The sequence below is a fragment of the Pseudomonas nitroreducens TX1 genome, assembly GCF_000313755.1.
Classification (GTDB): Bacteria; Pseudomonadota; Gammaproteobacteria; order Pseudomonadales; family Pseudomonadaceae; genus Pseudomonas; species Pseudomonas nitroreducens_A.
Map to the genome: position 1 here is coordinate 102,457 of NZ_AMZB01000135.1, position 26,774 is coordinate 129,230.

Consider the following 26,774-nt stretch of genomic DNA (forward strand, 5'->3'; position numbering starts at 1 on the left):
GTGCGGCGTTTACTGGCGCTGGCGCTGGTGTTGCTCGCGGGCAACGCTTCGGCGGCCGGCGTGGACGCCGCGGACCACGACGCCTTCTGGCTCTGGAGCGGCGTCTCGCCCCAGCCGGCGCTGGCCCGGGCGCGCACCCTCTATGTGCTGCAAGGGCAGATCAGTGCGCCGCGCTATGGCCACGGCTACCCCCGGCTGATCGCCCAGGGCATCGCCATCCCCCGCTTGAGGCAGGGCGAGGTATGGATGGTCTACCGCGCGCATACCCTGCGCTGGAACGAGGACATCTACCGCACCGTGCTTTCGCAACTGCGCCGCTGGCGTGCCGCCGGCAATCCGGTGGTCGGCGTGCAGATCGACTTCGATGCGCGCACGCGCTACCTGCACGAGTACGTCGACTTTCTCCAGGACCTTCGCACGCGCCTGCCTGCGGGCAGTAAGCTGAGCATTACCGGGCTGATGGACTGGGGCAGCAATGCCGCGCCGGAAACCATCAATCGACTGGCCGGCGTGGTGGACGAGGTGGTGGTGCAGACCTACCAGGGGCGCCAGACCATTCCCAACTACCAGGCGTACCTGCCGCGCGTGGCCCGTTTGCAGTTGCCCTTCCGCATCGGGTTGGCCCAGTACGGGGAGTGGCAGGCGCCGGATTATCTGGCCCGGAGCCCGTGGTTCAGGGGGTATGTGGTGTTCTTGCAGAATCCCTGAATGGCCGGCGTGGATTGGAACATTGATCGCGGACGGAGTCCGCTCCTAGGCAGGTTGGAGGTTCCGTAGGAGCGGACCCCGTCCGCGATGCTTTTGGTAGGGCGGATAACCCGTTCCGGGTTATGCGCCCTACGCATCTACGGTTGAGATCGGGTCAGGCTCCGCCACACCCGCATTTGCCGCAGTCGTTCCCGCAACCCCCGGCTGACGCGGGCTCTCGCGCATCGCGGGACGTACCGCCTTTCAGATTGCGCATCAGCAGGGCGTATTGCAGGTCAAGCGCGTCGGGCACCGGGATATGGACGACGTGGCCGTCGCCCGGCGCAACGCCGATAGACTCGCCACGGGCGTTCTCCATGGCGTGCAGGCGGAAGGTGCGGTTACCTGCCGGGGTCATCAGCTCGACGCTGTCGCCCACTTCGAAGCGGTTCTTCACCCGCACCTCGGCCAGGCCGTGGCGGCGCTCGCCGGTGAACTCGCCGACGAACTGCTGGCGCTCGGACAGCGAATGGCCGTACTGGTAATTCTGGTATTCGTCATGCACGTGGCGGCGCAGGAACCCCTCTGTGTAGCCGCGATGGGCCAGGGACTCCAGGGTGTCCATCAGGCCGAGGTCGAAGGCGCGCCCCGCGACGGCGTCGTCGATGGCCTTGCGGTAGGCCTGGGCGGTACGCGCGACGTAGTAGTGGGACTTGGTTCGGCCTTCGATCTTCAGGGAATGCACGCCCATCTGCGTCAAACGTTGCACATGCTGGATGGCGCGCAGGTCCTTGGAGTTCATGATGTAGGTGCCGTGCTCGTCCTCGTACGCCTCCATCAGCTCGCCGGGGCGGTTGGCTTCTTCGAGCAGGACGATTTCCCTGCTCGGCGCGCCGATGCCCAGGGTCGGCTCGACGTTGCGCACCGCGTGGCCCAGCTCGTCTTCGTGGGCGGCGTGGGTCTGGTATTCCCAGCGGCAGGCGTTGGTGCAAGTGCCCTGGTTGGGGTCGCGGCGGTTGATGTAGCCCGACAGCAGGCAGCGGCCGGAGTAGGCCATGCACAGCGCGCCGTGGACGAAGACCTCCAGTTCCATGCCCGGCACGCGTTCGCGAATCTCGCCGATCTCCTCCAGCGACAGTTCGCGGGACAGGATCACCCGCTTGAGTCCCTGCTGGCGCCAGAACTCCACGCTGGCCCAGTTCACCGCGTTGGCCTGCACCGAGAGGTGGATATCAATCTCCGGGAAATGCTGGCGAACCAGCATGATCAGGCCCGGATCGGACATGATCAGCGCGTCCGGTCCGAGGGCGATCACCGATGCCACGTCCTGCAGGAAGGTCTTCAGCTTGGCGTTGTGCGGGGCGATGTTCACCACCACGTAGAGGCGCTTGCCCTGGGCGTGGGCCTCGTTGATGCCGGTGGCGAGGTTGGCGTGGTCGAATTCGTTGTTGCGCACCCGCAGGCTGTAGCGCGGCTGGCCGGCGTAGACGGCATCGGCGCCATAGGCGAAGGCGTGGCGCAGGCTTTTCAGCGAGCCGGCGGGGCAGAGCAGTTCCGGGGAAAACGAAGTGTGGGACATGATGGCGCAGCGGGAAGTGGGAAAAAGGCCGCCACTCTAGGAAATCCGCCGGCTGCGCGTGCTGAGCGAGGTCAACGCCAGGGCGCTTTTCGTAGGAGCGAGGGGGACGCCTAGTTCTTGCTCGCGAACAGAGCCTACCGGCAGCTCTGGCGTCGGGTGGTTCGCGAGCAAGCTCGCTCCTGCAACTCAGTCATGAAGCCGCAACGCATCACTCCAGCCAGCGTCGTCCCTGTAGTTCCAGCAGCGTCTGCGCCTGCTCCGGCCCATTGCTGCCGGCCGCGTAGGGGCGCGGGCTCAGGTAGTGCTCGTGCCAGCCCTTGATGATCGGGTCGACCCAGCTCCAGGCCGCTTCCACCTCGTCGCGGCGCATGAACAGTGTCGAGTCGCCCTCGATCACGTCCAGCAGCAGGCGCTCGTAGGCATCCCAGCGGCGCTTGTTGCGGCTGAAGGCCTCGGCCAGGTTGAGGTCCAGTTCCACCGGCTCCAGCTGCATGCCCTTGCCCGGCGCCTTGGCCATCAGTTGCACGCTGATGCGTTCTTCCGGCTGCAACCTTATCCACAGGCGGTTGGCCGGGTTGCCAGCACCGCCGATCAGGCCGTTGGGCGCCGGCTTGAACTGGATGACGATCTCCGAACATTTCTTCGCCATGCGCTTGCCGGTGCGCAGGTAGAACGGCACGCCGGACCAGCGCCAGTTGTCGATCTCGGCCTGTACGGCGACAAAGGTCTCCGTATCGCTGTCGTTGTCGACATTTTTCTCGAACCAGTAGGCGGGCACTTCCTGCCCGCCGATATGCCCGGCGGTGTACTGGCCGCGCACGGTCTTGTCCTGCACGTCCTGCCCGGAAATCGGCTTGAGCGCCTGAAGAATCTTCACCTTCTCGTTGCGCACGGCCTCGGCGTCGAAGCGCACCGGCGCTTCCATGGTCACCAGGCAGAGCAGCTGCAGCAGGTGGTTCTGCACCATGTCGCGCATGGCGCCGGCGTGGTCGTAGTAGGCACCGCGGTTTTCCACGCCCAGGGTCTCGTTGACGGTGATCTGCACGTGGTCGATGTGCCCGTTGCGCCATACCGGCTCGAACAGGGTGTTGGCGAAGCGCAGGGCCATCAGGTTCTGCACGGTTTCCTTGCCCAGGTAGTGGTCGATGCGGAACACCCGCGATTCGTCGAACACTTCGCCGATGGCCTGGTTGATCGCCAGCGCCGAGTCCAGCGAGTGGCCCAGCGGCTTCTCCAGCACGATGCGCGCCAGCGGGCCGGCGAGCCCGGAGACCTTGAGGTTCTGCGCGATGGGGGCGAACAGGCTCGGCGCGGTGGCCAGGTAATGCACCAGCACGCGGCCTTCCGTGCGCTTGAGAGCCTTGGCCAGGCGGCCGAAGTCGGCGCTCTGCGAGGCATCCATCGCCACGTATTCCAGGCGCTGCGAGAAGCTGCGCCAGGCCTCGGCGGAGAAGTCACTGCGCGCTACCTGGGCACGGCAGTTGCGTTCGGCCAGGGCGAGGTAGGAGGCGTTATCGCGCTGGCTGCGGGCGAGGGCGAAGATTCGCGTGTCGGCCGGCAGGCGGTTCTCCCGGTGCAGGTGGTAGAGCGCCGGCAGCAGTTTATGTAGCGCCAGATCACCGCTGCCGCCAAATACCAGAATGTCGCAAGAGCTTGGCAAACCGTGGCTCGCAGACGTATTCACAGACTTATTCCCTGGGCGCGAAGGCAAGTTTTGTAGTATAACTACAACAAGACTACATAAATTTCAGACAACTATCACCGAGCCTATCCCTGTGAACCTTTTGCAGCACATTGCCCAGTCGCGTCATCTGCTCCGCAAGTCGGAGCTCAAGGTTGCCGATCACGTGATGCAGGACCCTGCATCGGTCATGCACAGCTCCATGGCGGACCTCGCTCACAGCGTGGGCGTCAGTGAGCCGACCATCGTTCGCTTCTGCCGCGCCATCGGCTGCAGCGGCTTCCAGGACCTCAAGCTCAAGCTGGCGCAGAGCCTGGCCGCCGGCGCCAGTTTCGGCCAGTTTTCGATCAACGAGAGCGATTCGGTGGCGGACTTCAGCCTGAAGATCTTCGACACCACCCTGCATTCGCTGATGGAAGTGCGCGAACACCTCGACACCCACGCCCTGGAGCGCGCCATCGCGGCCATTGCCCATGCCCAGCGTGTCGAGTTCTACGGCTTCGGCGCATCCGGCGCGGTGGCGGCGGATGCCCAGCACAAGTTCTTCCGCCTGCTGCTCTCGGCGGCGGCCTATTCCGACCCGCACATGCAGGCCATGTCGGCGGTGACCCTGAAGCCGTCGGACGTGGCCATCTGCATCTCTCAGTCGGGCCGCTCCAAGGACCTGCTGGTGACCGCCAACCTGGTGCGCGAGGCCGGCGCCACGCTGATCACCCTGTGCCCCAGTCAGACCCCGCTGGCAGACCTGGCCACGGTGAACCTGGCGGTGGATGTACACGAAGACACCGACATCTACACGCCGCTGACCTCGCGGATCGCCCACCTGGTGGTGATCGACGTGCTGGCGATGGGCGTGGCCATGGCCCGCGGCCCGGACCTGGTGAATCACCTCAAGAGCGTTAAACGCAGCCTGCGCAGCCTGCGCCTGTCGCCGAAAGTGGTGAAGAACCACGAGGAGCGCCCGGAAGAGGCGTCCTAAGCGCTTTGGTGTAGGAGCGAGCTTGCTCGCGAACCGCCCAGCCGCCGAGTCGCCGGTTGAATCCGTTCGCGAGCAAGCTCGCTCCTACGAAGAGCAAAGGCGCCTCGGGTTATCCGAGGCGCGACGCCAACCGCTCGTCGCGGTCATCGGTGCTTCACCCCGGCGTCGTCAAACGGTCATCCGTCGTCAGCATGCTGGCGTCTCCAGCCCTTCGGCCTTGGGAGATGCGAGATGCCCCGCCATATCGACGACACCCAGCTCCAACTGGACGCCAAGACCCGCCGCAAGCTTGAAGATCAGCGGCGCATGCAGTTCCGTCGCGCCATCGAAGACCGCATGGAGGCGCAACGCCTCGCCGTGGAAACCTCCGATTACCCCGATCTGATTGCCGCTGCCTATCTCACTTCTGCACGGGTGGGCCGGCGAAACGTTCAGCCAGCTGGCTGATCAGCGCCCGCTCTTCACGGATGAAGGCGACGAACGCCTGGGCGACAGGGCTCAGGCGTTTGCCGCGGGCGTGCACCAGACACCAGCTACGGTAGAGCGGCAGCTCTTCCACCGGCAGCTCATGCAGCAGCCCGGACTGCAGTTCGCGACTCACCGCATGGCGCGGTAGCAGCGCCAATCCCAGCCCAGCCAATACGCCTTCCCGCGATCCCTCCAGCGAGGCGAATTCCAGCGTCTGCGGGAAGTGCGCGCGCTTCTGCTGGAAGTGTTCCTCGCAGGCCTTGCGCGTGCCCGAGCCGGGCTCGCGGATCAGCAGCGGGTAAGGCTCCAGGTCCTTCAGCGACAGCTTGGCGGCATTGCACAGCGGGTGATCCGGCGGCGCCACCGCGATGATCGGGTTGTTCAGGAAGGGCAGGAACTCCAGGGCCATGTCCTGGGGCACCAGGGACATGATCACCAGATCGTCACGGTTGTCCGACAGGCGCTTGATCGCCTGGGCGCGGTTGACCACGGTGAGGTTCAGGCTGACGTCCGGGTGCTGCGCGTGGAAGGCGGCGAACAGGTGCGGGGTGATGTACTTGGCGCTGGATTCCACTGCCAGGCGCAACTGGCCCTGCAGCGAGCCCTTGAGGTCGGAGAGGTTCATGTCCAGCACTTCCAGGCGCTGGAAAATGTCGTTGGTGGCGCGCAGCAGGGCGTCGGCGGCATCGGTCTGGTAAAGCTTCTTACCGATGTACTCGAACAGCGGCTGGCCAACCAATTCTTCAAGCTGGCGAATCTGCAGGCTGACCGCAGGCTGGGTCAGCGCCATTTCCTCCGCTGCCCGGCTGTAGGAACGGCTTTCGCACACAGCGCGAAAAACCTGCAGCTGGCGAAGTGTCATACGCATCAATGACTTACGCATAGAAGCCTGCCTGATGAGGACATTTTTCAAGAACTATAAAGCATTCTTTATGGCTACCCCAATAATTATTGATTTTGGTTAATCCTCCCTCCCGCGCTAGGGTAAATCCCACGCCGGAACCCGCTCCGGCCAACATATCCAGCTGCCGTTTGCAGAGCTGCCGATTGGTTTTACGCCGGGGCCCTCGAGGTCCGGGCCGAGGGAAAGCCGCAGTGATCAAGAAAATCCTGATCGCCAACCGTGGGGAGATCGCTGTCCGGATCGTGCGCGCCTGCGCCGAGATGGGCATCCGTTCGGTGGCCGTCTATTCCGACGCCGACCGCCACGCCCTGCATGTGAAGCGTGCCGACGAAGCACACAGCCTGGGCGCCGATCCTCTGGCGGGTTATCTGAACCCCCGCGCCCTGGTGAACCTGGCGGTGGAAACCGGCTGCGACGCCCTGCACCCGGGCTACGGCTTCCTCTCCGAGAACGCCGAGCTGGCCGATATCTGCGCCGAACGCGGGATCAAGTTCATCGGCCCGTCGGCGGAAGTGATCCGCCGCATGGGCGACAAGACCGAAGCGCGCCGCAGCATGATCGCCGCCGGCGTGCCCTGCACCCCGGGCACCGAAGGCAACGTCGCCGACCTGGCCGAAGCCATTTCCGAAGCCGAGCGCATCGGTTACCCGGTGATGCTCAAGGCCACCTCCGGCGGTGGCGGCCGCGGCATCCGTCGCTGCAACAGTCGCGAAGAGCTGGAGCAGAACTTCCCCCGCGTCATCTCCGAAGCCACCAAGGCCTTCGGCAGCGCGGAAGTCTTCCTCGAGAAGTGCATCGTCAACCCGAAGCACATCGAAGCCCAGGTGCTGGCCGACTCCTTCGGCAACACCGTGCACCTGTTCGAGCGCGATTGCTCGATCCAGCGCCGTAACCAGAAGCTCATCGAGATCGCCCCCAGCCCGCAGCTGACCCCCGAGCAGCGCGCCTACATCGGCGACCTGTCGGTGCGCGCGGCCAAGGCCGTGGGCTATGAGAACGCCGGCACCGTGGAGTTCCTGCTCGCCGATGGCGAGGTGTACTTCATGGAGATGAACACCCGCGTGCAGGTGGAGCACACCATCACCGAGGAAATCACCGGCATCGACATCGTCCGCGAGCAGATCCGCATCGCCTCCGGCCTGCCACTCTCGGTCAAGCAGGAAGACATCATTCACCGTGGCTTCGCGTTGCAGTTCCGGATCAACGCCGAAGACCCGAAGAACAATTTCCTGCCGTCCTTCGGCAAGATCACGCGCTACTACGCACCCGGTGGCCCCGGCGTGCGCACCGACACCGCGATCTACACCGGCTACACCATCCCGCCGTACTACGACTCGATGTGCCTGAAGCTGGTGGTCTGGGCGCTGACCTGGGAAGAGGCGCTGGACCGTGGTCTGCGTGCGCTGGACGACATGCGCGTGCAGGGCGTGAAGACTACCGCGGCCTATTACCAGGAAATCCTCAAGAACCCGGAATTCCGTAACGGCCAGTTCAACACCAGCTTCGTCGAAAGCCACCCGGAACTGACCCAGTACTCGATCAAGCGCACCCCGTCGCACCTGGCCATCGCCATCGCTACCGCCATTGCCGCCCACGCTGGCCTGTGAGGAATTCGTCCATGACCGTTTCCAAGAAAGTCACCGTCACCGATACCATCCTGCGCGACGCCCACCAGTCGCTGCTGGCGACCCGGATGCGCACCGAAGACATGCTGCCGATCTGCGACAAGCTCGACCAGGTCGGCTACTGGTCGCTGGAAGTCTGGGGCGGCGCCACCTTCGACGCCTGCGTGCGCTTCCTCAAGGAAGACCCCTGGGAGCGCCTGCGCAAGCTCAAGGCCGCGCTGCCCAACACCCGCCTGCAGATGCTTCTGCGCGGGCAGAACCTGCTGGGCTACCGCCACTACAGCGACGACGTGGTGCGCGCCTTCGTCGCCAAGGCGGCGGTCAACGGCATCGATGTGTTCCGCATCTTCGACGCGATGAACGACGTGCGTAACCTGCGCGTCTCCATCGAGGCTGTGAAGGCCGCCGGCAAGCACGCCCAGGGCACCATCGCCTACACCACCAGCCCGGTGCATACCATCGACGCCTTCGTGGCCCAGGGCAAAGCGATGGCCGACATGGGCGTGGATTCCATCGCCATCAAGGACATGGCCGGTCTGCTGACCCCCTACGCCACCGGCGAACTGGTCAAGGCGCTGAAGGACGCGCTGCCGCTGGACGTGGTGGTGCACTCCCACGACACTGCCGGTGTTGCCAGCATGTGCCAGCTGAAAGCTGTCGAGAATGGCGCCGACCGCATCGACACCGCCATCTCCAGCATGGCCTGGGGCACCAGCCACCCGGGTACCGAATCCATGGTCGCCGCCCTGCGCGACACCCCGTTCGACACCGGCCTGGACTTGGAACTGATCCAGGAAATCGGCATGTACTTCCACGCCGTGCGCAAGAAGTACCACCAGTTCGAGAGCGAGTTCACCGGCGTGGATACCCGCGTGCAGGTCAACCAGGTGCCGGGCGGGATGATTTCCAACCTGGCCAACCAGCTCAAGGAACAGGGCGCGCTGAACCGCATGCCGGAAGTGCTGGCGGAGATCCCGCGGGTTCGCGAAGACCTCGGCTTCCCGCCCCTGGTCACCCCGACCTCGCAGATCGTCGGCACCCAGGCGTTCTTCAACGTGCTGGCCGGCGAGCGCTACAAGACCATCACCAACGAGGTGAAGCTCTACCTGCAGGGCCGCTATGGCAAGGCGCCGGGCACCATCAACGAAGCGCTGCGCCGCCAGGCCATCGGTAACGAGGAAGTCATCGACGTGCGCCCGGCCGACCTGCTCAAGCCGGAGCTGAACAAGCTGCGCGAAGAGATCGGCAGCCTGGCCAAGTCCGAAGAGGTCGAGCCGCTCAGCAGGTTCAGGTTGCCGGTCACGTGGGCGGCGCCGGTTGCCGGCGAGGCGATCAGGGTACCGGCGACATTCAGGCCGCCGACGCTGCCGCTGCCCGAGTAGGTGGCGCCCTGGTCGATCTGCAGGGTGCCCAGCAGGCTGCCGGTGTTGCTCAGGCTGGCGCCGCTGAAGACTTCGCCGCCTTCGCTGAAATCGTCGGTGCTGGAGAGCGTCCAGCTGCCCTGTTTCACGTCCAGCCATTCGAAGTTGGCGCTGTTGCCGAAGCGGCCGCCAGCGGCATCGTCGAGGGTCACGCTATCGCGGCCGCTACCGCCGTCCACCAGGCCTTCGAAGCGGCTGCCGGAGAGCAGGACCAGCGAGTCGTTGCCGCCGCCCATTTCCAGGGCCACGCCGTTGCCGCCGTGGATCAGACCGTCGTTGATCACGCTGTCGTCGAGGTCACCGGAGAAGGTCACGCCCGAGGAGGATTCGCCGCTGATGCTGCCGTGGTTTTCCAGGTAGGTGGCGCTGAAGCCGCTGTTGCCGTTGCCGTCGTCGACCAGGATGCCGCGGTCCACGCTGCGGATGACCGCGCCGGCGTAATTGATGAGGGTGCCGCCGCCCATGGCGATACCTTCGCTGCCGTTGGGCGAGCCGTCCTTCGAGCCGGCGGCGCCGGTGCCTTCGATGATGCCGTGGTTTTCGATGTGGCCGGTGTAGTCGATGTCGACGCCATCGCCGTCGCCGTTTGGCACCAGGCCGTTGTAGGCGCCACTGATGCGCCCGTAGTTGATCACCGTGCCATCGCCGTCGGAGCCGAAGCCTGAGCCATTGCGGCCGATGATCACGCCGTCCGCGTAGTTGATCAGGGTGGCGCCGACGTCGGTGGTAATGCCATGGCGGCCGCCACTGATGAGACCGTGGTTTTCCACTTGGCCGCCCGAGGCGCCCTGGAAGTCGATGCCGTCGTTCTTGGTGTCGGCGGTGATCATGTCCGAGCTGCTGATCTCGCCGTAGTTGCTGATCGTCGCATTGCCGCCGGGACGGATAGCGTCGTTGCCGTCACTGTGGATCACGCCGCTGGCGCGGTTGATGATCGTGACCGTCGCCGCGCTTTGCAGCTTGTCCAGGTCCAGCGCCTGGCCGGTGGCAGAGGTGATGCTGCCGGCGTTGTCGATCAGCACGTTGCCGGCGCTGAACGGGTTGTTCATGCGGATGGCGTCGTCGTAGCCGACGATCCGCCCGTCTTCGCGGTTGATGATCTGGTAGAAGCGCGTGGTGCTGTCACTCCCGGAGGTGTCGACCACGCGGCCGGTGGTGGACTGCATCAGGCCGCTGTTGTCGATGACCACGCCCGTGCCGGTGGCCGCGCCCTTGAGGTCGATGCTCTTGCCGCGGGTGACCAGGCTGCCTGTGCGGGTGACGGTCAGGGTGTCCTGGTTGGCCAGGGTGCGGCTGGCGGTCTGTGCGTCGGTGATGATCGGCGAGACCGACACGGCCTGGGCAGATTCGGTGGCCAGGGTCGCCAGGACCACGGCGATGCTCAGGGCGAGCGGGGTGGGCGTGTGCAGCATGGTACGGGCGTCCTTTCTTATCGAATTGGCCGCCTGTTATAGCGATGGATTCTTACGCTTTTGTAACGCTGCCGGCCTTGTGCCTTGCCTTCGCGCCCAGCGGGAAAGCGAGAAACCTTATATACTCTGCGGTCTTTTTACCGTTTCCACTGTGAGAACCGCCGTGAGCCAGCTGCCGCCCTGCCCCAAATGCAACTCCGAATACACCTACGAAGACGGCGCTCAGCTGGTCTGCCCCGAGTGCGCCCACGAGTGGTCCGCTGACGGCTCGGGCGAGTCCGACGGCGATGCTCGCGTGATCAAGGACTCGGTCGGCAACCTGCTGCAGGACGGCGATACCGTCACCGTGATCAAGGACCTCAAGGTCAAGGGCTCGTCCCTGGTGGTGAAGGTCGGTACCAAGGTGAAGAACATCCGCCTGGTGGACGGCGACCACGACATCGACTGCAAGATCGACGGCATCGGCGCGATGAAGCTGAAGTCGGAGTTCGTGAAGAAGGTCTGAGCCTTCTCGCCTCCATGAAAAAGCCCGGCTATGTGCCGGGCTTTTTTGTGCTCTTTGCAGGAGCGAGCTTGCTCGCGAACCGCCCAGCTTCAGTACATGCCCGGGGCCCTGTTCGCGAGCTAGGACTGGGCGTCCCCCTCGCTCCTGCAGGTGACCCATGCCCCTCCGAGAACGGGTCAGAGGCACTTATTCCTTGTAGTAAACGATCTGGTTGCTGGTCGCCAGCAGCGCGCCGGATTCGCTCCACAGCTGCGCGCTCTGGTCGAAGAAGCCGTTGCGGAACTCCTGTGCGCGGGCATCGCCGAGCAGGTAGCCCGCGCCGACTTCGGCCATCTGCGCGGCGTCGCTGTGGAAGTAGGTGGTGATCGACACGGTGCCGGCCGGCACTGGAGTGGCGCGGCGCAGCCAGACGCGCGGATAGAAGATGTCGCTCATCGCCGCCAGGGACAGGAAATCCAGCGGGCGGTCCTGGGCGTCACGCAGCCAGAGCTGGCTGCGGCTGGTCTCGCCAGTGCCGTCCCACTTGGTCGGAAAGGCGCCGGAAACCGGGCGCATCTCGTACTGCTTTGGCCAGGCCACGCCCTTGGCGGCCGGGCTCATCGGTTCGAAGTCGCTGGGCGGGGCGAAAGCCGGCGTGGGGATGTCGGTCAGGCTCCAGGTTTCGCGGCGCAGCGCGGTGACCAGGGTGGCGGTGGTGGTGACCTGCTGTTCACCGGTTCCATCGGCCTGGGTCAGTTGCAGCAGCCAGTGTTGGGTGGAGCGGTTGGTGCGCACCGGCACGGCTTCGACCTGGAAGGCGCCGGCGACGACTGCCGCGGCGTAGTTCACCGTCAGCGACAGCGGGCTGCCGAGCAGCTGCGGATGGCGCAGCGCACCCTGCAGCAGGACCGCGGCCGTGACGCCACCGAAGGGGCCGACCATGTTCCAGTAGTCCTGGCTGGTGTGGCCTTCATAGAGGTTGGGCTGGCCGGCCACGGGTTGCAGGGCCACGGCGCGGTCGAACGGGTGCAAGGCAGTATCGGTCATGACTCTCTCGGCGCTTTTTGTTCTCGGGAGAGGCTCTATGTAGAGGAAAGCGCCGAGCCGGGTCAAGGATACCGGGCGGTCAGGGCGTGACCTCGAATCTCAATGTGCCGATGACTTGTCCGGCCTCCGTCAGCACCTGAACCTGCCACTTGCCGCTGGGATCGGTAGGGAAGTTCTGCTTGTGCGTCCAGGCGCGGTAGCCGGCTTCGCGGCCGCCCTTGATGTCCAGGGCGATGCGGTCGACTTCCTGGCCGTCCTGGCGCCACGCGTGGTAGATGCGCTCGTTCAGCCCGCGCGGGGCGCTGATCGCGGTGTAGGCATAGAGCCCCTGGGCTTTGATTTGCGCGACGCTGACCGTCTCCAGGCTGTCGCCGGGGGTGCGCTGGGCGTTGTCGAAACTCTCGGTCACTGCCATCTCGGTCATCCACAGGGTCGACGGCGGCACCCAGGCTCGGGCGAACCAGCCCACCGCGCCGATGGACAGGGTCAGGCCGACGAGGGCAAACCAGCGCCACCATTTGTGGATCTTCACCGTCACCGCAAGGCTCGGGAAGGACAGCAGCACGGCGATGCCCAGCGCCGCCTGGTAGCTCTGCGGGGTGCTCAGGTGGAGGATGATCGGCAGCGCGGTGAGCAGCACCGCGAACAGCGTCAGGGTGTGATAGCCCAGGAAGGTCCAGCGCCGCACCGACAGCCACTTGTAGTAGATGGGGTCGGTGATCGCCGCCAGCCCCGCGAGTGTCAGCACGCCGGTGAACAGGGCCTGGCCGCTGTTCCAGGTGGTGGTGACGAAGAAGAACGGCAGGCAGAAGAACAGGCTTTCCTGGTGGATCAGCTGGGTCCCGTAGCGCAGCAGGCCCGGCGGCACTTCCCAGCCGAAGCGGCTCTTGAAGCGCTTGGTCAGCAGGTTCTCCAGCATCAGCCAGATCCAGCTGATCAGCATGACGATGGCCATGGCGCGGGCGAAGCCGGCGCGGTGACGGTCCACCATGATGAAGCTGAACACCCCGGAGCAGAAGCCGAACAGGGCGATGACGCGCGGGTAGCGCTGCAGCAGGCCGACGACGAGGGTGATGAGGCGCTGCACGCGCTCTTTCCAGATCAGCATGGGGCGGGAAGGCATTACGGGTTGGGGGCGAGATTGTAACGCCGGATGTCGCTGAGGGGCATGGGGAGTGACGGGAGGGGCTCGGAACTTGGGCGTGGACCCTCTCCCTAACCCTGGCTGCGCGCCCCGCTCCGAAGGGACAGGGAACTGACCGGAATTGCCTGGAAATACGGAGCTCGCCGGGCGATCCGAACGGCTCCCTCTCCCTTCAGGGAGAGGGCGGGGGAGAGGGCAAGTCCCTGCGCCGAAGTCGGTTCGCGAGCAAGCTCGCTCCTACAAAAGCAGCGGAGATCAGTGCTTCCCGCTCAACTCCTCCCGCGCAAAGTCGACGAACAGCTGCGCCGGCTTGGTCAACTGGGCGCGCTTGAGCCAGGCGGCGACCAGGCCTGATGTGCTGACTTCTTCGGCAATGTCCACCGTCACCACCTTCTTGCCGTCGTAGGTGCATTCCGAATGCGGGCGGGTGACCAGCAGGGAGAAGCCGAAACCCTGGCCGACCATGCCGCGCACCATCTCGATCGACGGCGAGCTGAAGGCGATGTGCGGGCTCAGCCCCAGTTCCTCGAAGATGCGCACGAAGTAGGTACGGCTAGGCTGCACATCCAGCAGGATCATCGGCTCCAGCACCAGGTCGCGCAGGGACACCTTGTCCTGCTTGGCGAAGCGGTGGTTCTCCGGCAGCAGCGCATAGGGGCGCTGGGCCGGCATCAGCGGGTCGGTGGCGATGGTGGCGTCGAGGTCGTGTTCGTAGAGCAGCGCCAGGTCGAAGCGGCCGGCGGTCAGGCCCTGCACCAGCTCCTGCTGCTCGCCGTCGCTGATGCGGATTTCCACGCCAGGGTAGCGTTCGCGGAACCCCGAGATCAGGCGCGGCAGGTAGAGCGGGGCGACGGTCTCGAAGCAGCCGATGTCGATCTGCCCTGCCACCACGTCGTTGTCGGCCAGGGCGTTCTGCTCGAATTCGTGGGCCATGCGCAGCAGTTCCTGCGCCTTGCGGTAGAAGCGCGCGCCGCTGGGAGTGAGTGACACGCCCTGGGCGTGGTGGCGGATGAACAGCTGCACGCCGAAGCTCTCTTCCAGCCCCTTGATTGCCGTGGAAATGGACGGCTGCGCGATGTACAGCTTGCGCGAGGCCTCGGCCACGCTGCCGCATTCCACGGTGGTCACGAAATACTTCAATTGCCGCAAGGTATAGGAAGCCACTGCACGCCTCGTTGTTGCTTTTTTATACAAGATACCGCGTTGGGCCGGCCGGCGGGGGCGGCCCGTGGCGAAGATTTTCCTCGCCGGGGACCACATTTTTCATGGCCTTGGCCACCTGCTGCATCCCTCCGGGCGCGGGCATACTCCAGCGCAGTCGATGAAAACGCCCTGCAAATCCCGTACACGCAGCCTGGAGTACAACTCATGCGCCTGGCCCTTTGGCAGACCTGCGGCCTCCCCGGCGATGTCGCCGGCAACCTCGACCAACTGGAGCGCCAGGCCGGCGCCGCCGCCGCTGTCGGCGCGCAACTGCTGCTCTGCCCGGAGCTGTGGCTGGGCGGCTACCACGTGCCGCAGCGCATGAACGAGCTGGCCGAAGCGGCGGACGGGCCGTCGGCCGCACGCATTGGCGAGCTGGCGCAACGCTTCGGGCTGGCCATCGCCTACGGCTACGCGGAAAGCCATCCGCAGGGCGGCAGGCCGTACAACTCGGTGCAGGTCATCGGCCCGTCCGGCGGTGCACTGGGCCACTACCGCAAGGCGCACCTGTTCGGTGCCATGGAGCGGGAAGTGTTCAGTGCCGGCGATGTGCTGGAAGCGCCGTTCGACTACGCCGGCTGGCGTATCGGCCTGCTGATCTGCTTCGACGTGGAGTACCCCGAGGCGGTGCGCACCCACGCGCTGAACGGTGCCGGGCTGGTCCTCATCCCTACCGCGCTGACGCCCGAATACGGCGCGGTGCCACGCGTGATAGTGCCGGCGCGCGCGGTGGAGAACCAGCTGTTCATCGCCTACTGCAACCACTGCGGCGTGGAGGACGGGCTGGCCTTCCTCGGCGGCTCCTGCATCGTCGCGCCGGACGGCGAGCGCCTGGCTGCCGCCGGGCCCGCGGAGAGCCTGCTGATCGTCGACCTGGACCCCGAGCAGCGTGCCCGCCAGGCCGCGACTTTCCCTTACCTGCCATGCCGCCGCCCCGAGCTGTACGGTGTCCTGACCCGCTGAGTACGGGCCCTGCAGCGGTGCGCAGGCGTGCACCGCCATGGCGCGACATGCGCCGGGCCGGTGCGTGGCTGCCCAGCTTTTTCATATATCCCGAAGACAAATTTAATAATTTTCCTTGGCAGGGCCTTGGGCGACCATCCAATCCACATTCGAACAACAACGTCCCTCGAGGGCGAGCGAAGCAGGAGTGCCCTGGTGTACGAGCTCAACGATTGGCGGCAGCGTGCTGCCCGGCAGACCTTCATCGACAGCGCGCTGATCGGCGGCCGCCGCGTGGCCGCGCAGGATGGCGCGACCTTCGCGTCCATCGACCCGGCGACCAATCGCCTGCTGGCCAATGTCGCCGCCTGTGGCGCGGCCGAGATCGACGCTGCCGTGCGCATCGCTCGCCAGGCCTTCGAGTCCGGCCCCTGGGCGCGCATGGCGCCGCGTGAGCGCAAGGCAGTGCTGCAGAAGCTGGCCGAGCTGATGATGACCCACCGCGACGAGCTGGCTCTGCTCGACACCCTGAACATGGGCAAGCCGGTAATGGACGCCTGGAATATCGACGTGCCCGGCGCCGCCGGCGTGTTCTCCTGGTACGCCGAAAGCCTCGACAAGCTCTATGACCAGGTCGCCCCGACCGCGCAGAACGCCCTCGCCACCATCACCCGCACGCCGCTGGGCGTGATCGGCGCCGTGGTGCCGTGGAACTTCCCCCTCGACATGGCCGCCTGGAAGCTGGCGCCCGCGTTGGCCGCCGGCAATTCCGTGGTGCTCAAGCCCGCCGAACAGTCGCCGTTCTCCGCCTTGCGCCTGGCCGAGCTGGCGCTGGAAGCCGGCATTCCCGAAGGCGTGCTGAACGTCGTACCGGGCCTGGGCGAAGCCGCCGGCAAGGCGCTGGGCCTGCACCCGGACGTGGACGCGCTGGTGTTCACCGGCTCGACCCAGGTCGGCAAGTACTTCATGCAGTATTCCGCGCAATCCAACCTCAAGCAGGTCTGGCTGGAATGCGGCGGCAAGAGCCCGAACCTGGTGTTCGCCGACTGCCGCGACCTCGACCTGGCCGCTGAAAAAGCTGCCTTCGGCATCTTCTTCAACCAGGGCGAAGTCTGCTCGGCCAACTCGCGCCTGCTGGTGGAGCGTTCGATCCACGACGAGTTCGTCGAACGCCTGATCGCCAAGGCCCGCGACTGGACGCCGGGCGACCCGCTGGACCCGGCCAGCCGCGCCGGCGCCATCGTCGACAACAAGCAGACCGCCGGCATCATGGCCTGCATCGACCGCGCCCAGGGCGATGGCGCGCAGCTCGCCTGCGGTGGCCGCCAGCTGAGCTTCAACGGTTCGGACAACTTCATCGAACCGACCATCTTCACCGGCGTGCGCCCGCAGCAGTCCCTGGCCCGCGACGAAGTGTTCGGCCCGGTGCTTGCAGTCATCCCCTTCGACAGCGAAGAAGAAGCCGTGCGCCTGGCCAACGACAGCATCTATGGCCTCGCCGCTTCGCTGTGGAGCGATGACCTGCACCGCGCCCACCGCGTGGCCCGCAAGCTCAATGCCGGCACCGTGTCGGTGAACACCGTGGACGCGCTGGACCCGGCGATTCCGTTCGGCGGCGGCAAGCAGTCGGGCTTCGGCCGCGATCTCTCGCTGCATTCCTTCGATAAATACACGCAGCTCAAGACCACCTGGTTCCAGCTGCGCGACTAAATGCAAGACAGGCCGCCGGGTCGAGCCCGGCGCCTGAGCAACACGCGAATCCCAAGAGCCTGTTTTTAACGCTGCCATGCCGACGCGCAGCAGATCGTAAGCAGGTTCTAACCGAACCGCTCGAGACGGCCGATGAGACTGCCCAGGTAAGTCCGTCGCCCTCGATCCCCTGAAGACCCCTCAGGCCGGCTGCCGGAGCACCGCCGAGGGATAGAGGAGAAAAGTCGATGACCGACAAGACCCGCGCGCCACGTGATACCCGCGACTACCAGAAAGCGGACGCCGCGCACCACATCCATGCCTTCCTCGACCAGAAGGCGCTGAACGCCGAAGGCCCCCGCGTGATGGTGCGCGGCGAAGGCCTGCACCTCTGGGACAACGACGGCAACCAGTACATCGACGGCATGTCCGGCCTGTGGTGCACCAACCTGGGTTACGGCCGCAAGGACCTGACCGCCGCTGCCACCGCCCAGCTCGACGAGCTGCCGTACTACAACATGTTCTTCCACACCACCCACCCGGCGGTGATCGAGCTCTCCGAAACCCTCTTCAGCCTGCTGCCCGACCACTACAGCCACGCGATCTACACCAACTCCGGCTCCGAGGCCAACGAGGTGCTGATCCGTACCGTGCGCCGCTTCTGGCAGATCGAAGGCAAGCCGCAGAAGAAGATCATGATCGGCCGCTGGAACGGCTACCACGGCTCCACCCTGGCGGCCACCGCCCTGGGCGGCATGAAGTTCATGCACGAGATGGGCGGCCTGATCCCGGACATCGCGCACATCGACGAACCCTACTTCTTCGCCGCCGGCGGTGACCTGACCCCGGCCGAATTCGGCCGTCGCTGCGCCCTGCAGCTGGAAGAGAAGATCCTCGAGCTGGGCGCCGACAACGTTGCCGGCTTCATCGCCGAGCCGTTCCAGGGCGCTGGCGGCATGATCTTCCCGCCGGAAAGCTACTGGCCGGAAATCCAGCGCATCTGCCGTCAGTACGACGTGCTGCTGTGCGCCGACGAAGTGATCGGCGGCTTCGGCCGCACCGGCGAGTGGTTCGCCCACCAGCACTTCGGCTTCCAGCCCGACACCCTGTCCATCGCCAAGGGCCTGACCAGCGGCTACATCCCCATGGGCGGCCTGGTGCTGAGCAAGCGCATCGCCCAGGCGCTGGTGGAAGAAGGCGGTGTGTTCGCCCACGGCCTGACCTACTCCGGCCACCCGGTGGCGGCAGCGGTGGCGGTGGCCAACCTGCGCGCGCTGCGCGACGAGGGCTGGGTGAATGCGGTGAAGAACGACACCGGCCCGTACCTGCAGCAGTGCCTGCGTGAAGTCTTCGGCAGCCACCCGCTGGTGGGCGACATCCAGGGCGCCGGCTTCGTCGCCGCGCTGCAGTTCGTCCAGGACAAGGCCAGCCGCAAGCGCTTCGACAACGAGAACGACATCGCCTGGCGCTGCCGCACCATCGGCTTCGAGGAGGGCGTGATCATCCGTTCCACCCTCGGCCGCATGATCATGGCCCCGGCGCTGGTCGCCGGCCGTGCCGAGATCGACGAGCTGGTCGACAAGACCCGCCGTGCGGTAGATCGCACGGCCCAGGAAATCGGTGTGCTGTAACGGCACGCGCTTCCGCTTTTTTGTAGGAGCGAGGGGGACGCCTAGTTCTTGCTCGCGAATGGTGACGCGGAGCTCGGCAAGAGCCCCTCTCCCTAACCCTGGCTGCGCGCCCCGCTCCGAAGGGAGAGGGGACTGGTTCGGTGCAGGTCGATGCCAAGGTGTCAGCCGGCACGAATAGCTCCCTCTCCCTTCAGGGAGAGGGCGGGGGAGAGGGAACCCGCTGGCGCCGATGTTTCGCGAGCAAGCTCGCTCCTACGAAGAGCTGAAATACCCAACAACAACGCCGCGAGCGCGAAGACGCCCGCGCGATGGAACCCTTTTGCCCGGCTTCTGGCCGGGGGTACTGCCCAGCAACACAACAACGCCAATCCGGCTGTGGGAGTCGTTCCATGAAAGTGTCCTTGCTCACGCGCATCTCCATCACCTGTGCTCTTGCTGCCGCTGGCGGTAGTGCTCACGCGCAGTCCCAAAGCATCACCGTCATCTCCTTCGGCGGCGCCACCAAGGCGGCCCAGGAGCAGGCCTACTTCAAGCCCTTCGAAGCCAGCGGCGCCGGCAAGATCGTCGCCGGCGAATACAACGGCGAGATGGCCAAGGTGAAAGCCATGGTCGACGTCGGCAAGGTCACCTGGGACGTCGTCGAAGTGGAAAGCCCCGAGCTGCTGCGCGGCTGCGAGGAAGGCCTGTTCGAGCGTATCGACCCGGCAGCCATCGGCGAAGAGAAGAACTTCGTCCCTGGCACCCTCAGCGAATGCGGCGTGGCCACCTACGTCTGGTCCATGGTCATGGCCTACAACGGCGCCAAGGTCGCCAAGGCTCCACAGTCTTGGGCGGATTTCTGGAACACCAGCGAATACCCGGGCAAGCGCGGCCTGCGCAAAGGCGCCAAGTACACCCTGGAAATCGCCCTGCTGGCTGACGGCGTGAAACCCGAAGATCTCTACAAGGTGCTCGGCACGAAAGAGGGCGTCGATCGCGCCTTCGCCAAGCTCGACCAGCTCAAGGGCAACATCCAGTGGTGGGAAGCCGGCGCGCAACCGCCGCAGTGGCTGGCCGCCGGCGACGTGGTAATGAGCGCGGCCTACAACGGCCGCATCGCCGCCGCGCAGAAGGAAGGCGTAAAGCTGGGCATCGTCTGGCCGGGCAGCCTGTACGACCCGGAATACTGGGCCGTGGTGAAAGGTACCCCGAACAAGGCGTTGGCCGAGAAGTTCATCGCCTTCGCCAGCCAGCCGCAAACCCAGAAGACCTTCTCCGAGAACATCCCCTACGGCCCAGTGCACAAGGGCACCCTGGACCTGCTGCCGGCGGACGTGCGCGATGCGCTGCCCACCGCGCCGGCCAACCTCGAAGGCGCCCGCTCGGTGGACGCAGCCTTCTGGGTCGACCACGGCGAAGAGCTCGAGCAGCGCTTCAACGCCTGGGCCGCCCGCTGATCCTTTCCTGATCCACGCCCGGCGTCCGCGCCGGGCCTGCCTTGCCAACGACGCGTGAGAAACACAATGACAACGACGCAAAACCAGGCGACGACGCTGGAGCTGAGCACCATCCAGCCCATCGCTGCACATGAACGACACGGCCGCGCCCGCGACCTCTTCACCATCTGGTTCGGCAGCAACATCATGCTGCTGACCGTGGTTACCGGCGCCCTGGCGGTCACCGTGTTCAAGCTGCCGTTCTTCGCCGCCGTGCTGGCGCTGGTGCTCGGCAACCTGGTGGGTGGCGTGTTCATGGCGCTGCACTCGGCCCAGGGCCCGCAGCTGGGCGTGCCGCAGATGGTGCAGACCCGCGGCCAGTTCGGCTCCTTCGGATCCTTGCTGGTAGTCGCCCTGGTGGTGATCATGTACCTGGGCTTCTTCGCCTCGAACCTGGTGCTCGGCGGCCAGGCGCTGCACGCACGCTTCGAGGTGATCGGCACCAACACCGGCATCCTGCTGGTCGGCGCGATCAGCGTGATCGCCACGGTGTTCGGCTACCGCCTGATCCACGGCTACACCCGCGTGATGTCCTGGCTGTCCGGCGCGGTGCTGCTGGTCAGCTTCGTCTGGCTGGTGTTCGTCCACGGCCTGCCGGCGGACCTGCTTGAGCGCAACGAGAACAACATCCCCGGCTTCCTCGGCGCGCTGTCCATCGCCGCGCTGTGGCAACTGGCCTACGCGCCCTACGTCTCCGACTACTCGCGCTACATGCCGCAGGGCACCGGCGCGCGCACCGCGTTCTGGTCCAGCTACTGGGGCTGCTGCCTGGGCTCGATCCTGCCGATGCTGCTGGGTGTGCTGGTCGGCCTGTCGGTGGGCGAGGGCGACGTCATCGCCGGCCTGATCGAAATGACCGGCGGCTTCAGCGCCATCATGGTCGCGGTGTTCTCCATCGGCATCGCCGCCACCAACTCGATGAACCTGTACTGCGGCACGCTCTCGGCCATCACCGTCGGCCAGACGCTGATCCCGGCCTGGTCGGCCAAGGCCGGCTGGCGCGCGGTGATCGCCTTGGCGCTGTTCGGCGGCTCGCTGGCCATCGCCCTGCTCGGCCAGGACAACTTCATGGCCAACTACACCAACTTCATCCTGCTGCTGCTCTACGTGCTGGTGCCCTGGAGCGCGATCAACCTGGTCGACTACTACCTGGTGGCCCACGGCGAATACGACGTGCTGTCGTTCTTCCGTCGTGACGGCGGCATCTACGGCACCTTCAACTGGACTGCGGTGAACTGCTACATCCTCGGCATCCTGGTGCAGGTGCCGTTCATGTCCACCGCGCTCTACACCGGCGCCGCCGCGCAGGCCATGAACGGCGCGGACATCTCCTGGGTGGTCGGCCTGGGCGTGGTCTCGCCGGTCTACTGGCTGTTCAGCCGCAAGCGCCAGCGCGCCCTGAAGGCGGCCCGCGCATGAGCCGTCGTACCGGGTTCTTCTTCGACGAACGCTGCTTCTGGCACGCAACGGGGCTGCATGCGCTGATCCTTCCTGTCGGGGGCTGGCTGCAGCCGCCGGTAGGCGGCGGCCATGCCGAATCGCCGGAGAGCAAGCGCCGGTTGAAAAGCCTGATGGATGTTTCCGGCCTGAGCAGCCAGCTGCACCTGTCCAGCGCGCCCCTGGCCAGCGAGGAAGACCTGCTGCGGGTGCATCCGGCGAGCTACCTGGAGCGCTTCAAGGCCTACAGCGAAGTCGGCCATGGCGACATGGGCGAGGAAACCATGGTCAGCCATGGCACCTACGACATCGCCCGGCAGTCCGCCGGCCTGACCATTGCCGCCGTGGACGCGGTGCTGCGCGGCGAGCTGGACAATGCCTACGCGCTGTCGCGTCCGCCGGGCCACCACTGCCTGCCGGATCGCGGCATGGGCTTCTGCTACCTGGCCAACATCGCCGTGGCGGTGGAGACGGCCAAGGCGCGCCACGGCATCAAGCGCGTGGCGGTGCTGGACTGGGACGTGCACCACGGCAACGGCACCGAGGCGATCTTCTACGGTCGCGACGACGTGCTGACCCTGTCGATCCACCAGGCCGACTGCTATCCCACCGGCACCGGCGCGGTGGACGACATCGGCGAGGGCGCGGGCAAGGGTTACAACCTCAACGTGCCGCTCTATCCCGGCAGTGGCGACGACGCTTATCGCGTGGCCATGGAAACCATCATCGTGCCGGCGCTGGAGCGCTTCCAGCCGGAGCTGATCGTGGTCGCCAGCGGCTTCGACGCCAACGGCGTGGACCCGCTGGCGCGTATGCTCGCCCACAGCGAGACCTTCCGCTTCATGACCGCCGCCGTGCGCGACGCCGCCGAGCGCCTGTGCGCTGGGAAGCTGGTGGTGGTGCATGAGGGCGGTTACGCGGAAGCCTACGTGCCGTTCTGCGGTCATGCGGTGATCGAGGAAATGGCCGGCGTGCGTACCGAGGTGGTCGATCCCTTCCTGCCGATGCTCGAAGGCCAGCAGCCAGATGCGGACTTCCGCGCCTTCCAGCGCCAGGCGCTGCAGCGGATGGCGGCGAAGCTGCTGGGCTGAGGCCACCGCCCGCGGCGGCAGCGGGCGGATCGAACCTGATGGTCGATCCGTCCGTGACTCCTCTGCTTTTCCCCTCTCGCAGCTGCCTCTTGCAGTGCCGGTCGATGACTGCGTGGACAGCCAGGTCCGGGGCGAAGCCAGCACCCCTCTCGATGCAGTACTGATGCCCTCCCTGGTGGTGGAGCCCTACCCGCTCAGTACGAATAGTTCGTTCGAACGACGCTGGCATGGTTGGCGCGGCACAGAATGTCCGGGCCGCCGTTGCGCTGGTAGTTCAATCATTCCATGACACCGAACCAAGGCGGCATCAGGCGAGAGGCGACGCAACCTCGTCGTACAGCGCTGAGGGGCCTTTCAACGCCCCTCAACAGCGTTACCCATCCTCTACAACAATCAGAACAGGGGACCAGGTTCATGGACACGGAATACCTCGCGACGCTGCCCAGCGCGATTCGCCACTTCGCCCGGGAACGGGCGGGGGCCATTGCCTATGCCTTCGAAGGCCGCGAAACCACCTTTGCCGATCTGGACCGCCATACCGACCGCGTGGCCCAGGCCCTGCTGGCCGACGGGGTGAAGGCTGGCGACCGCATCGCCTACATCGGCAAGAACAGCGATCACTATTTCGAGCTGTTCTTTGGCGCGGCCAAGATGGGCGCCGTCATCACGCCGGTGAGCTGGCGGATGGCGAGGCCCGAGATCCAGTACATCGTTTCGCATTGAGAGGCGACGCTGGTCTTCGTCGGCGCCGAGTCCTCGGCGTCGGTACGCAACCTGCTGCCCGCGCTGCCGCTGGTGCGTCGTGCAGTGGCGATGGAGGGCGGGGAGCCCGACTGGATGGCCTACACCCACTGGCGCGACGCCTGCCCGAGTACCCCGCCGGCACACGAGGCGAAGCCTGCCGACGTGGTGCTGCAGCTCTACACGTCGGGTACGACAGGTCGTCCCAAGGGCGTGATGCTGATGCATCGGAACCTGACCATAGGTACCCGGATTTCCTTGAGCGGGGACGCGGACTGGTCGCTCTGGAGCGACGACGACGTCTCGCTGGTGGCCATGCCGGTCGCACATATCGGCGGTTCGGGTTGGGGGGTGCGTGGCATTCTGTCCGGCTGCAAGGGGGTCGTGGCACGTGAGTTCGATCCGAGCAAGGTGCTCGACTACATCGAACACGACCGGGTCAGCAAACTGTTCATGGTGCCAGCGGCATTACAGATCGTGCTGCGCGATCCGCGCGTGCGCCAGGTGGACTATTCGCGTCTCAAGTACATGCTGTACGGCTCCTCGCCAATCCCTGCGGCGCTGCTGCGCGAGGGCATGGAAGTCTTTGGCTGCGGGTTCGTCCAGCAATACGGCATGACCGAGACCACGGGCACGATCGTGGCGCTGCCGCCGGAAGACCATACGCTTGCCGATGTCCCGCGCATGCGCGCTGCCGGCAAGGCCATGCCCGGCTGCGAAGTGGCGGTGGTCGGGCCGGACGGCCGGAGGCTGCCGCCCGGAGAAGTCGGCGAGGTGGTGATCCGCTCGCCGCAGAACATGGCGGGTTACTGGAAGCAGGAGGAAGACACTGCTCGCGTCATCGATGCCGAAGGCTGGCTACGCAGTGGCGACGCCGGCTACATGGACACGGAGGGCTATCTGTACATCCACGACCGGGTCAAGGACATGATCATCAGCGGCGGGGAGAACATCTACCCGGCCGAGGTGGAGAGCGCCATCTACGGTCACCCGGCCGTTGCCGATGTCGCCGTGATCGGAGTGCCCGACGAGCGCTGGGGCGAGGCGGTCAAGGCGATGATTGTGCTGCGCGCCGGCGCTGCGGCCGATGTCGACGGTATCCTGGCCTGGGCGCGTGAGCGTATCGCAGGCTTCAAGGTGCCCAAGAGCATCGACTTCATCGACGCCATGCCACGCAATCCGGCCGGCAAGTTGCTGCGTCGGGCGTTGCGCGAGCCGTACTGGGTGGGGCGGACCCGTCAGGTCAACTAGGCGACCGGGATCGAGACGGCGTACGCAGTGATCCGGCAGGCGCGGGCCACTGGGTCAGGTCAAGTTGCTAGAGTAGGGGCTTCATCCAGAACAACGGACAACGTCGCCATGAAGTTCCTGCTGCTTCCCCTTGCCCTGCTGGCCCTCTGCGCCTCCGCCCAGGCCGCTTCCGACTGCGCCGACGCGCAGACCCAGGGTGAGATCAACGCTTGCAGCGGTGCGGCCTACAAGGCCAGCGACAAACGCCTCAATGACCTCTACGGGCAGTACCGCCAACGGCTGGATGCCGGGCAGAAGAAGGCCCTGACCGCCGCGCAGAAAGCCTGGCTGAACTACCGTGACCTCAGCTGTAAATTCGAGACCTCCAGCGTCGAGGGCGGCTCCGGCTACCCGATGGCCTACGGCAACTGCCTGAAAGCCATGACCGATCAGCGCATCAAGGAGCTGCAGACGCTCTCCAACTGCCAGGAAGGCGACTTCAACTGTCCTGCGCCCAAGCCCTGACCGCTCTCCTACAAGTGCATGCCGGGCGGGCAAAAAAAGAGGGAGCCTTGCGGCTCCCCTGGAGAGACGGCCGCGGTAGTGGGACCGCGGCCGGGGGTGGCTGCGCCGTCAGGCGGCGCGGAACAGGTTGTGCGGGTCGATGACGAATTTCTTCGGCACGCCGGCATCGAACTCGCCATAGCCCTTGGGCGCGTCGTCCAGGGTGATGACTTCCACCCCGACGACATCGGCGATCTTGATGCGGTCCCACATGATCGCCTGCATCAGCTGGCGGTTGTACTTCATCACCGGGGTCTGGCCGGTGTGGAAGCTGTGCGACTTGGCCCAGCCCAGGCCGAAGCGGATGCTCAGCGAGCCCTGCTTGGCGGCCGCGTCAACGGCGCCCGGGTCTTCGGTGACGTAGAGGCCCGGAATGCCGATCTTGCCGGCCACCCGCACCACGCCCATCAGCGAGTTCAGCACGGTGGCCGGAGCCTCGTGCTGCGAGCCCGAATGACCGTGGCCACGGGCCTCGAAGCCCACCGCGTCGACCGCGCAGTCCACTTCCGGTTCGCCCAGCAGATCGGCGATCTGCTCGTGCAGCGGGGTGTCCTTGGACAGGTCGGCGATCTCGAAGCCCTGCGCCTTGGCGTGCGCCAGGCGGGTCGGGTTGACGTCGCCGACGATCACCACGGCGGCGCCCAGCAGGCGGGCCGAAGCGGCGGCGGCAAGGCCGACCGGACCGGCACCGGCGATATAGACGGTGCTGCCCGGACCGACGCCGGCCGTCACCGCACCGTGGTAGCCGGTGGGGAGGATGTCGGAGAGGCAGGTCAGGTCGCGGATCTTCTCCATCGCCGCGTCGCGGTTAGGCAGGCGCAGCAGGTTGAAGTCGGCGTAGGGGACCATCACGTACTCGGCCTGGCCACCGACCCAGCCGCCCATGTCGACGTAGCCGTAGGCGCCGCCGGCACGGGCCGGGTTGACCGTCAGGCAGACGCCGGTGTGCTGTTCCTTGCAGGTGCGGCAGTGGCCGCAGGCGACGTTGAACGGCACCGAGACCAGGTCGCCGATCTTCATGGTTTCCACGCCACGGCCGATCTCCACCACCTCGCCGGTGATCTCGTGGCCCAGCACCAGGCCTTCCGGCGCGGTGGTACGGCCACGGACCATGTGCTGGTCGGAGCCGCAGATGTTGGTGGAAACCACGCGCAGGATCACCCCGTGGTCGATCTGCTTGCCCTGTGGGTCCTGCATCTTCGGATAGGGGATGTTCTGTACTTCGACCTTGCCCGGGCCGAGATAAACCACACCACGATTGCCAGACATACGCATTCCTCATTGTGTTTGTGGGTACAAAGGCGGGCCCTGCGGCTCGCGGTTCTGCACTGGGATGTCGT

The 26,774-nt window shown here is 65.9% G+C and carries 19 protein-coding genes and 2 pseudogenes; 14 read left to right on the forward strand and 7 right to left on the reverse strand.

The window, feature by feature from the left end:
• Positions 1–708, forward strand: a complete 708-nt coding sequence (locus C167_RS0127380) for a DUF3142 domain-containing protein (protein ID WP_017521518.1) — start codon at positions 1–3, stop codon at positions 706–708.
• Between the two features lie 154 nt (positions 709–862).
• On the opposite strand, the gene yegQ is transcribed toward C167_RS0127380, so the two are convergent.
• Positions 863–2,266, reverse strand: coding sequence for a tRNA 5-hydroxyuridine modification protein YegQ (gene yegQ / locus C167_RS0127385; protein WP_017521519.1), 1,404 nt, complete (start codon positions 2,264–2,266; stop codon positions 863–865).
• A gap of 208 nt (positions 2,267–2,474) precedes the next feature.
• Positions 2,475–3,926 carry a glucose-6-phosphate dehydrogenase gene (zwf, locus tag C167_RS0127390; protein WP_017521520.1) on the reverse strand — a complete coding sequence of 484 codons (1,452 nt, stop codon included), beginning with the start codon at positions 3,924–3,926 and terminating at the stop codon, positions 2,475–2,477.
• 115 nt (positions 3,927–4,041) lie between these two features.
• Between zwf and hexR the strand changes: the two genes are divergently transcribed.
• The gene (gene hexR, locus C167_RS0127395; protein WP_017521521.1) at positions 4,042–4,926 is read left to right on the forward strand and encodes a transcriptional regulator HexR; all 885 of its coding nucleotides are present in this window, start codon (positions 4,042–4,044) and stop codon (positions 4,924–4,926) included.
• A gap of 231 nt (positions 4,927–5,157) precedes the next feature.
• Entirely contained in the window at positions 5,158–5,373 is a 216-nt protein-coding gene (locus tag C167_RS0127400) for a PA3496 family putative envelope integrity protein (protein WP_026079319.1), read from the forward strand.
• Here C167_RS0127400 and C167_RS0127405 read toward each other — a convergent pair.
• The gene (locus tag C167_RS0127405) at positions 5,327–6,262 is read right to left on the reverse strand and encodes a LysR family transcriptional regulator (RefSeq protein ID WP_026079320.1); all 936 of its coding nucleotides are present in this window, start codon (positions 6,260–6,262) and stop codon (positions 5,327–5,329) included. The two genes, C167_RS0127400 and C167_RS0127405, sit on opposite strands and share 47 nt — an antisense overlap.
• A gap of 227 nt (positions 6,263–6,489) precedes the next feature.
• On the opposite strand from C167_RS0127405, the gene C167_RS0127410 reads away from it, so the two are divergent.
• The 3 genes and pseudogenes from C167_RS0127410 (at position 6,490) to C167_RS0127425 (ending at position 11,261) form a co-directional block, all read left to right on the forward strand.
• Entirely contained in the window at positions 6,490–7,905 is a 1,416-nt protein-coding gene (locus tag C167_RS0127410) for an acetyl-CoA carboxylase biotin carboxylase subunit (RefSeq protein ID WP_017521524.1), read from the forward strand.
• A gap of 11 nt (positions 7,906–7,916) precedes the next feature.
• A pseudogene (locus C167_RS33970) lies at positions 7,917–9,191 on the forward strand (pyruvate/oxaloacetate carboxyltransferase); the annotation flags it as partial.
• A gap of 1,728 nt (positions 9,192–10,919) precedes the next feature.
• On the forward strand, positions 10,920–11,261 hold the full coding sequence (locus tag C167_RS0127425) for a zinc ribbon domain-containing protein YjdM (protein WP_017521529.1): 342 nt from the start codon (positions 10,920–10,922) through the stop codon (positions 11,259–11,261).
• 186 nt (positions 11,262–11,447) lie between these two features.
• Here the strand turns inward: C167_RS0127425 and C167_RS0127430 are convergent, their stop codons facing one another.
• The 3 genes from C167_RS0127430 to C167_RS0127440 form a co-directional block, all read right to left on the reverse strand.
• The gene (locus tag C167_RS0127430) at positions 11,448–12,287 is read right to left on the reverse strand and encodes an acyl-CoA thioesterase (protein WP_017521530.1); all 840 of its coding nucleotides are present in this window, start codon (positions 12,285–12,287) and stop codon (positions 11,448–11,450) included.
• Between the two features lie 79 nt (positions 12,288–12,366).
• A complete protein-coding gene (locus C167_RS0127435; RefSeq protein ID WP_017521531.1) occupies positions 12,367–13,395 on the reverse strand; it encodes a DUF5924 family protein in 1,029 nt (342 codons plus the stop codon).
• Positions 13,396–13,686: 291 nt separating this feature from the next.
• The gene (locus C167_RS0127440; RefSeq protein ID WP_017521532.1) at positions 13,687–14,595 is read right to left on the reverse strand and encodes a LysR substrate-binding domain-containing protein; all 909 of its coding nucleotides are present in this window, start codon (positions 14,593–14,595) and stop codon (positions 13,687–13,689) included.
• A 204-nt stretch (positions 14,596–14,799) separates the two neighbouring features.
• Here C167_RS0127440 and C167_RS0127445 point away from each other — a divergent pair, with 204 nt between their 5' ends.
• The 8 genes and pseudogenes from C167_RS0127445 (at position 14,800) to C167_RS0127480 (ending at position 25,395) form a co-directional block, all read left to right on the forward strand.
• A complete protein-coding gene (locus C167_RS0127445) occupies positions 14,800–15,597 on the forward strand; it encodes a carbon-nitrogen hydrolase family protein (protein WP_017521533.1) in 798 nt (265 codons plus the stop codon).
• A gap of 195 nt (positions 15,598–15,792) precedes the next feature.
• Positions 15,793–17,286: an aldehyde dehydrogenase gene (locus C167_RS0127450; RefSeq protein ID WP_017521534.1), complete on the forward strand. Its 1,494-nt coding sequence runs from the start codon at positions 15,793–15,795 to the stop codon at positions 17,284–17,286.
• Between the two features lie 227 nt (positions 17,287–17,513).
• Positions 17,514–18,896: an aspartate aminotransferase family protein gene (locus C167_RS0127455; RefSeq protein ID WP_017521535.1), complete on the forward strand. Its 1,383-nt coding sequence runs from the start codon at positions 17,514–17,516 to the stop codon at positions 18,894–18,896.
• 395 nt (positions 18,897–19,291) lie between these two features.
• Positions 19,292–20,332 (forward strand): ABC transporter substrate-binding protein, encoded by a 1,041-nt coding sequence (locus tag C167_RS0127460; RefSeq protein ID WP_416774348.1) that lies wholly within the window; start codon positions 19,292–19,294, stop codon positions 20,330–20,332.
• Between the two features lie 66 nt (positions 20,333–20,398).
• Positions 20,399–21,790, forward strand: coding sequence for a purine-cytosine permease family protein (locus tag C167_RS0127465; protein WP_017521537.1), 1,392 nt, complete (start codon positions 20,399–20,401; stop codon positions 21,788–21,790).
• Positions 21,787–22,899, forward strand: a complete 1,113-nt coding sequence (locus C167_RS0127470) for a class II histone deacetylase (protein ID WP_017521538.1) — start codon at positions 21,787–21,789, stop codon at positions 22,897–22,899. The genes C167_RS0127465 and C167_RS0127470 overlap by 4 nt, the downstream gene beginning before the upstream one ends.
• 414 nt (positions 22,900–23,313) lie before the next feature.
• Positions 23,314–24,891 (forward strand): annotated as a pseudogene (locus C167_RS33005) (fatty acid--CoA ligase).
• A 108-nt stretch (positions 24,892–24,999) separates the two neighbouring features.
• The gene (locus C167_RS0127480; protein WP_017521541.1) at positions 25,000–25,395 is read left to right on the forward strand and encodes a lysozyme inhibitor LprI family protein; all 396 of its coding nucleotides are present in this window, start codon (positions 25,000–25,002) and stop codon (positions 25,393–25,395) included.
• Positions 25,396–25,503: 108 nt separating this feature from the next.
• Here the strand turns inward: C167_RS0127480 and fdhA are convergent, their stop codons facing one another.
• Positions 25,504–26,703 carry a formaldehyde dehydrogenase, glutathione-independent gene (fdhA, locus tag C167_RS0127485; RefSeq protein ID WP_017521542.1) on the reverse strand — a complete coding sequence of 400 codons (1,200 nt, stop codon included), beginning with the start codon at positions 26,701–26,703 and terminating at the stop codon, positions 25,504–25,506.
• Positions 26,704–26,774: the final 71 nt, after the last annotated feature.

What these genes read in the sequence shown, in the direction of transcription:
- yegQ (WP_017521519.1), bottom strand. Translation starts at nt 2,266, where the DNA reads ATGTCCCACACTTCGTTTTCCCCGGAACTGCTCTGCCCCGCCGGCTCG.
- C167_RS0127400 (WP_026079319.1), top strand. Translation starts at nt 5,158, where the DNA reads ATGCCCCGCCATATCGACGACACCCAGCTCCAACTGGACGCCAAGACC.
- C167_RS0127405 (WP_026079320.1), bottom strand. Translation starts at nt 6,262, where the DNA reads ATGCGTATGACACTTCGCCAGCTGCAGGTTTTTCGCGCTGTGTGCGAA.
- C167_RS0127430 (WP_017521530.1), bottom strand. Translation starts at nt 12,287, where the DNA reads ATGACCGATACTGCCTTGCACCCGTTCGACCGCGCCGTGGCCCTGCAA.
- C167_RS0127435 (WP_017521531.1), bottom strand. Translation starts at nt 13,395, where the DNA reads ATGCTGATCTGGAAAGAGCGCGTGCAGCGCCTCATCACCCTCGTCGTC.
- C167_RS0127445 (WP_017521533.1), top strand. Translation starts at nt 14,800, where the DNA reads ATGCGCCTGGCCCTTTGGCAGACCTGCGGCCTCCCCGGCGATGTCGCC.
- C167_RS0127455 (WP_017521535.1), top strand. Translation starts at nt 17,514, where the DNA reads ATGACCGACAAGACCCGCGCGCCACGTGATACCCGCGACTACCAGAAA.
- C167_RS0127465 (WP_017521537.1), top strand. Translation starts at nt 20,399, where the DNA reads ATGACAACGACGCAAAACCAGGCGACGACGCTGGAGCTGAGCACCATC.
- C167_RS0127470 (WP_017521538.1), top strand. Translation starts at nt 21,787, where the DNA reads ATGAGCCGTCGTACCGGGTTCTTCTTCGACGAACGCTGCTTCTGGCAC.
- C167_RS0127480 (WP_017521541.1), top strand. Translation starts at nt 25,000, where the DNA reads ATGAAGTTCCTGCTGCTTCCCCTTGCCCTGCTGGCCCTCTGCGCCTCC.
- fdhA (WP_017521542.1), bottom strand. Translation starts at nt 26,703, where the DNA reads ATGTCTGGCAATCGTGGTGTGGTTTATCTCGGCCCGGGCAAGGTCGAA.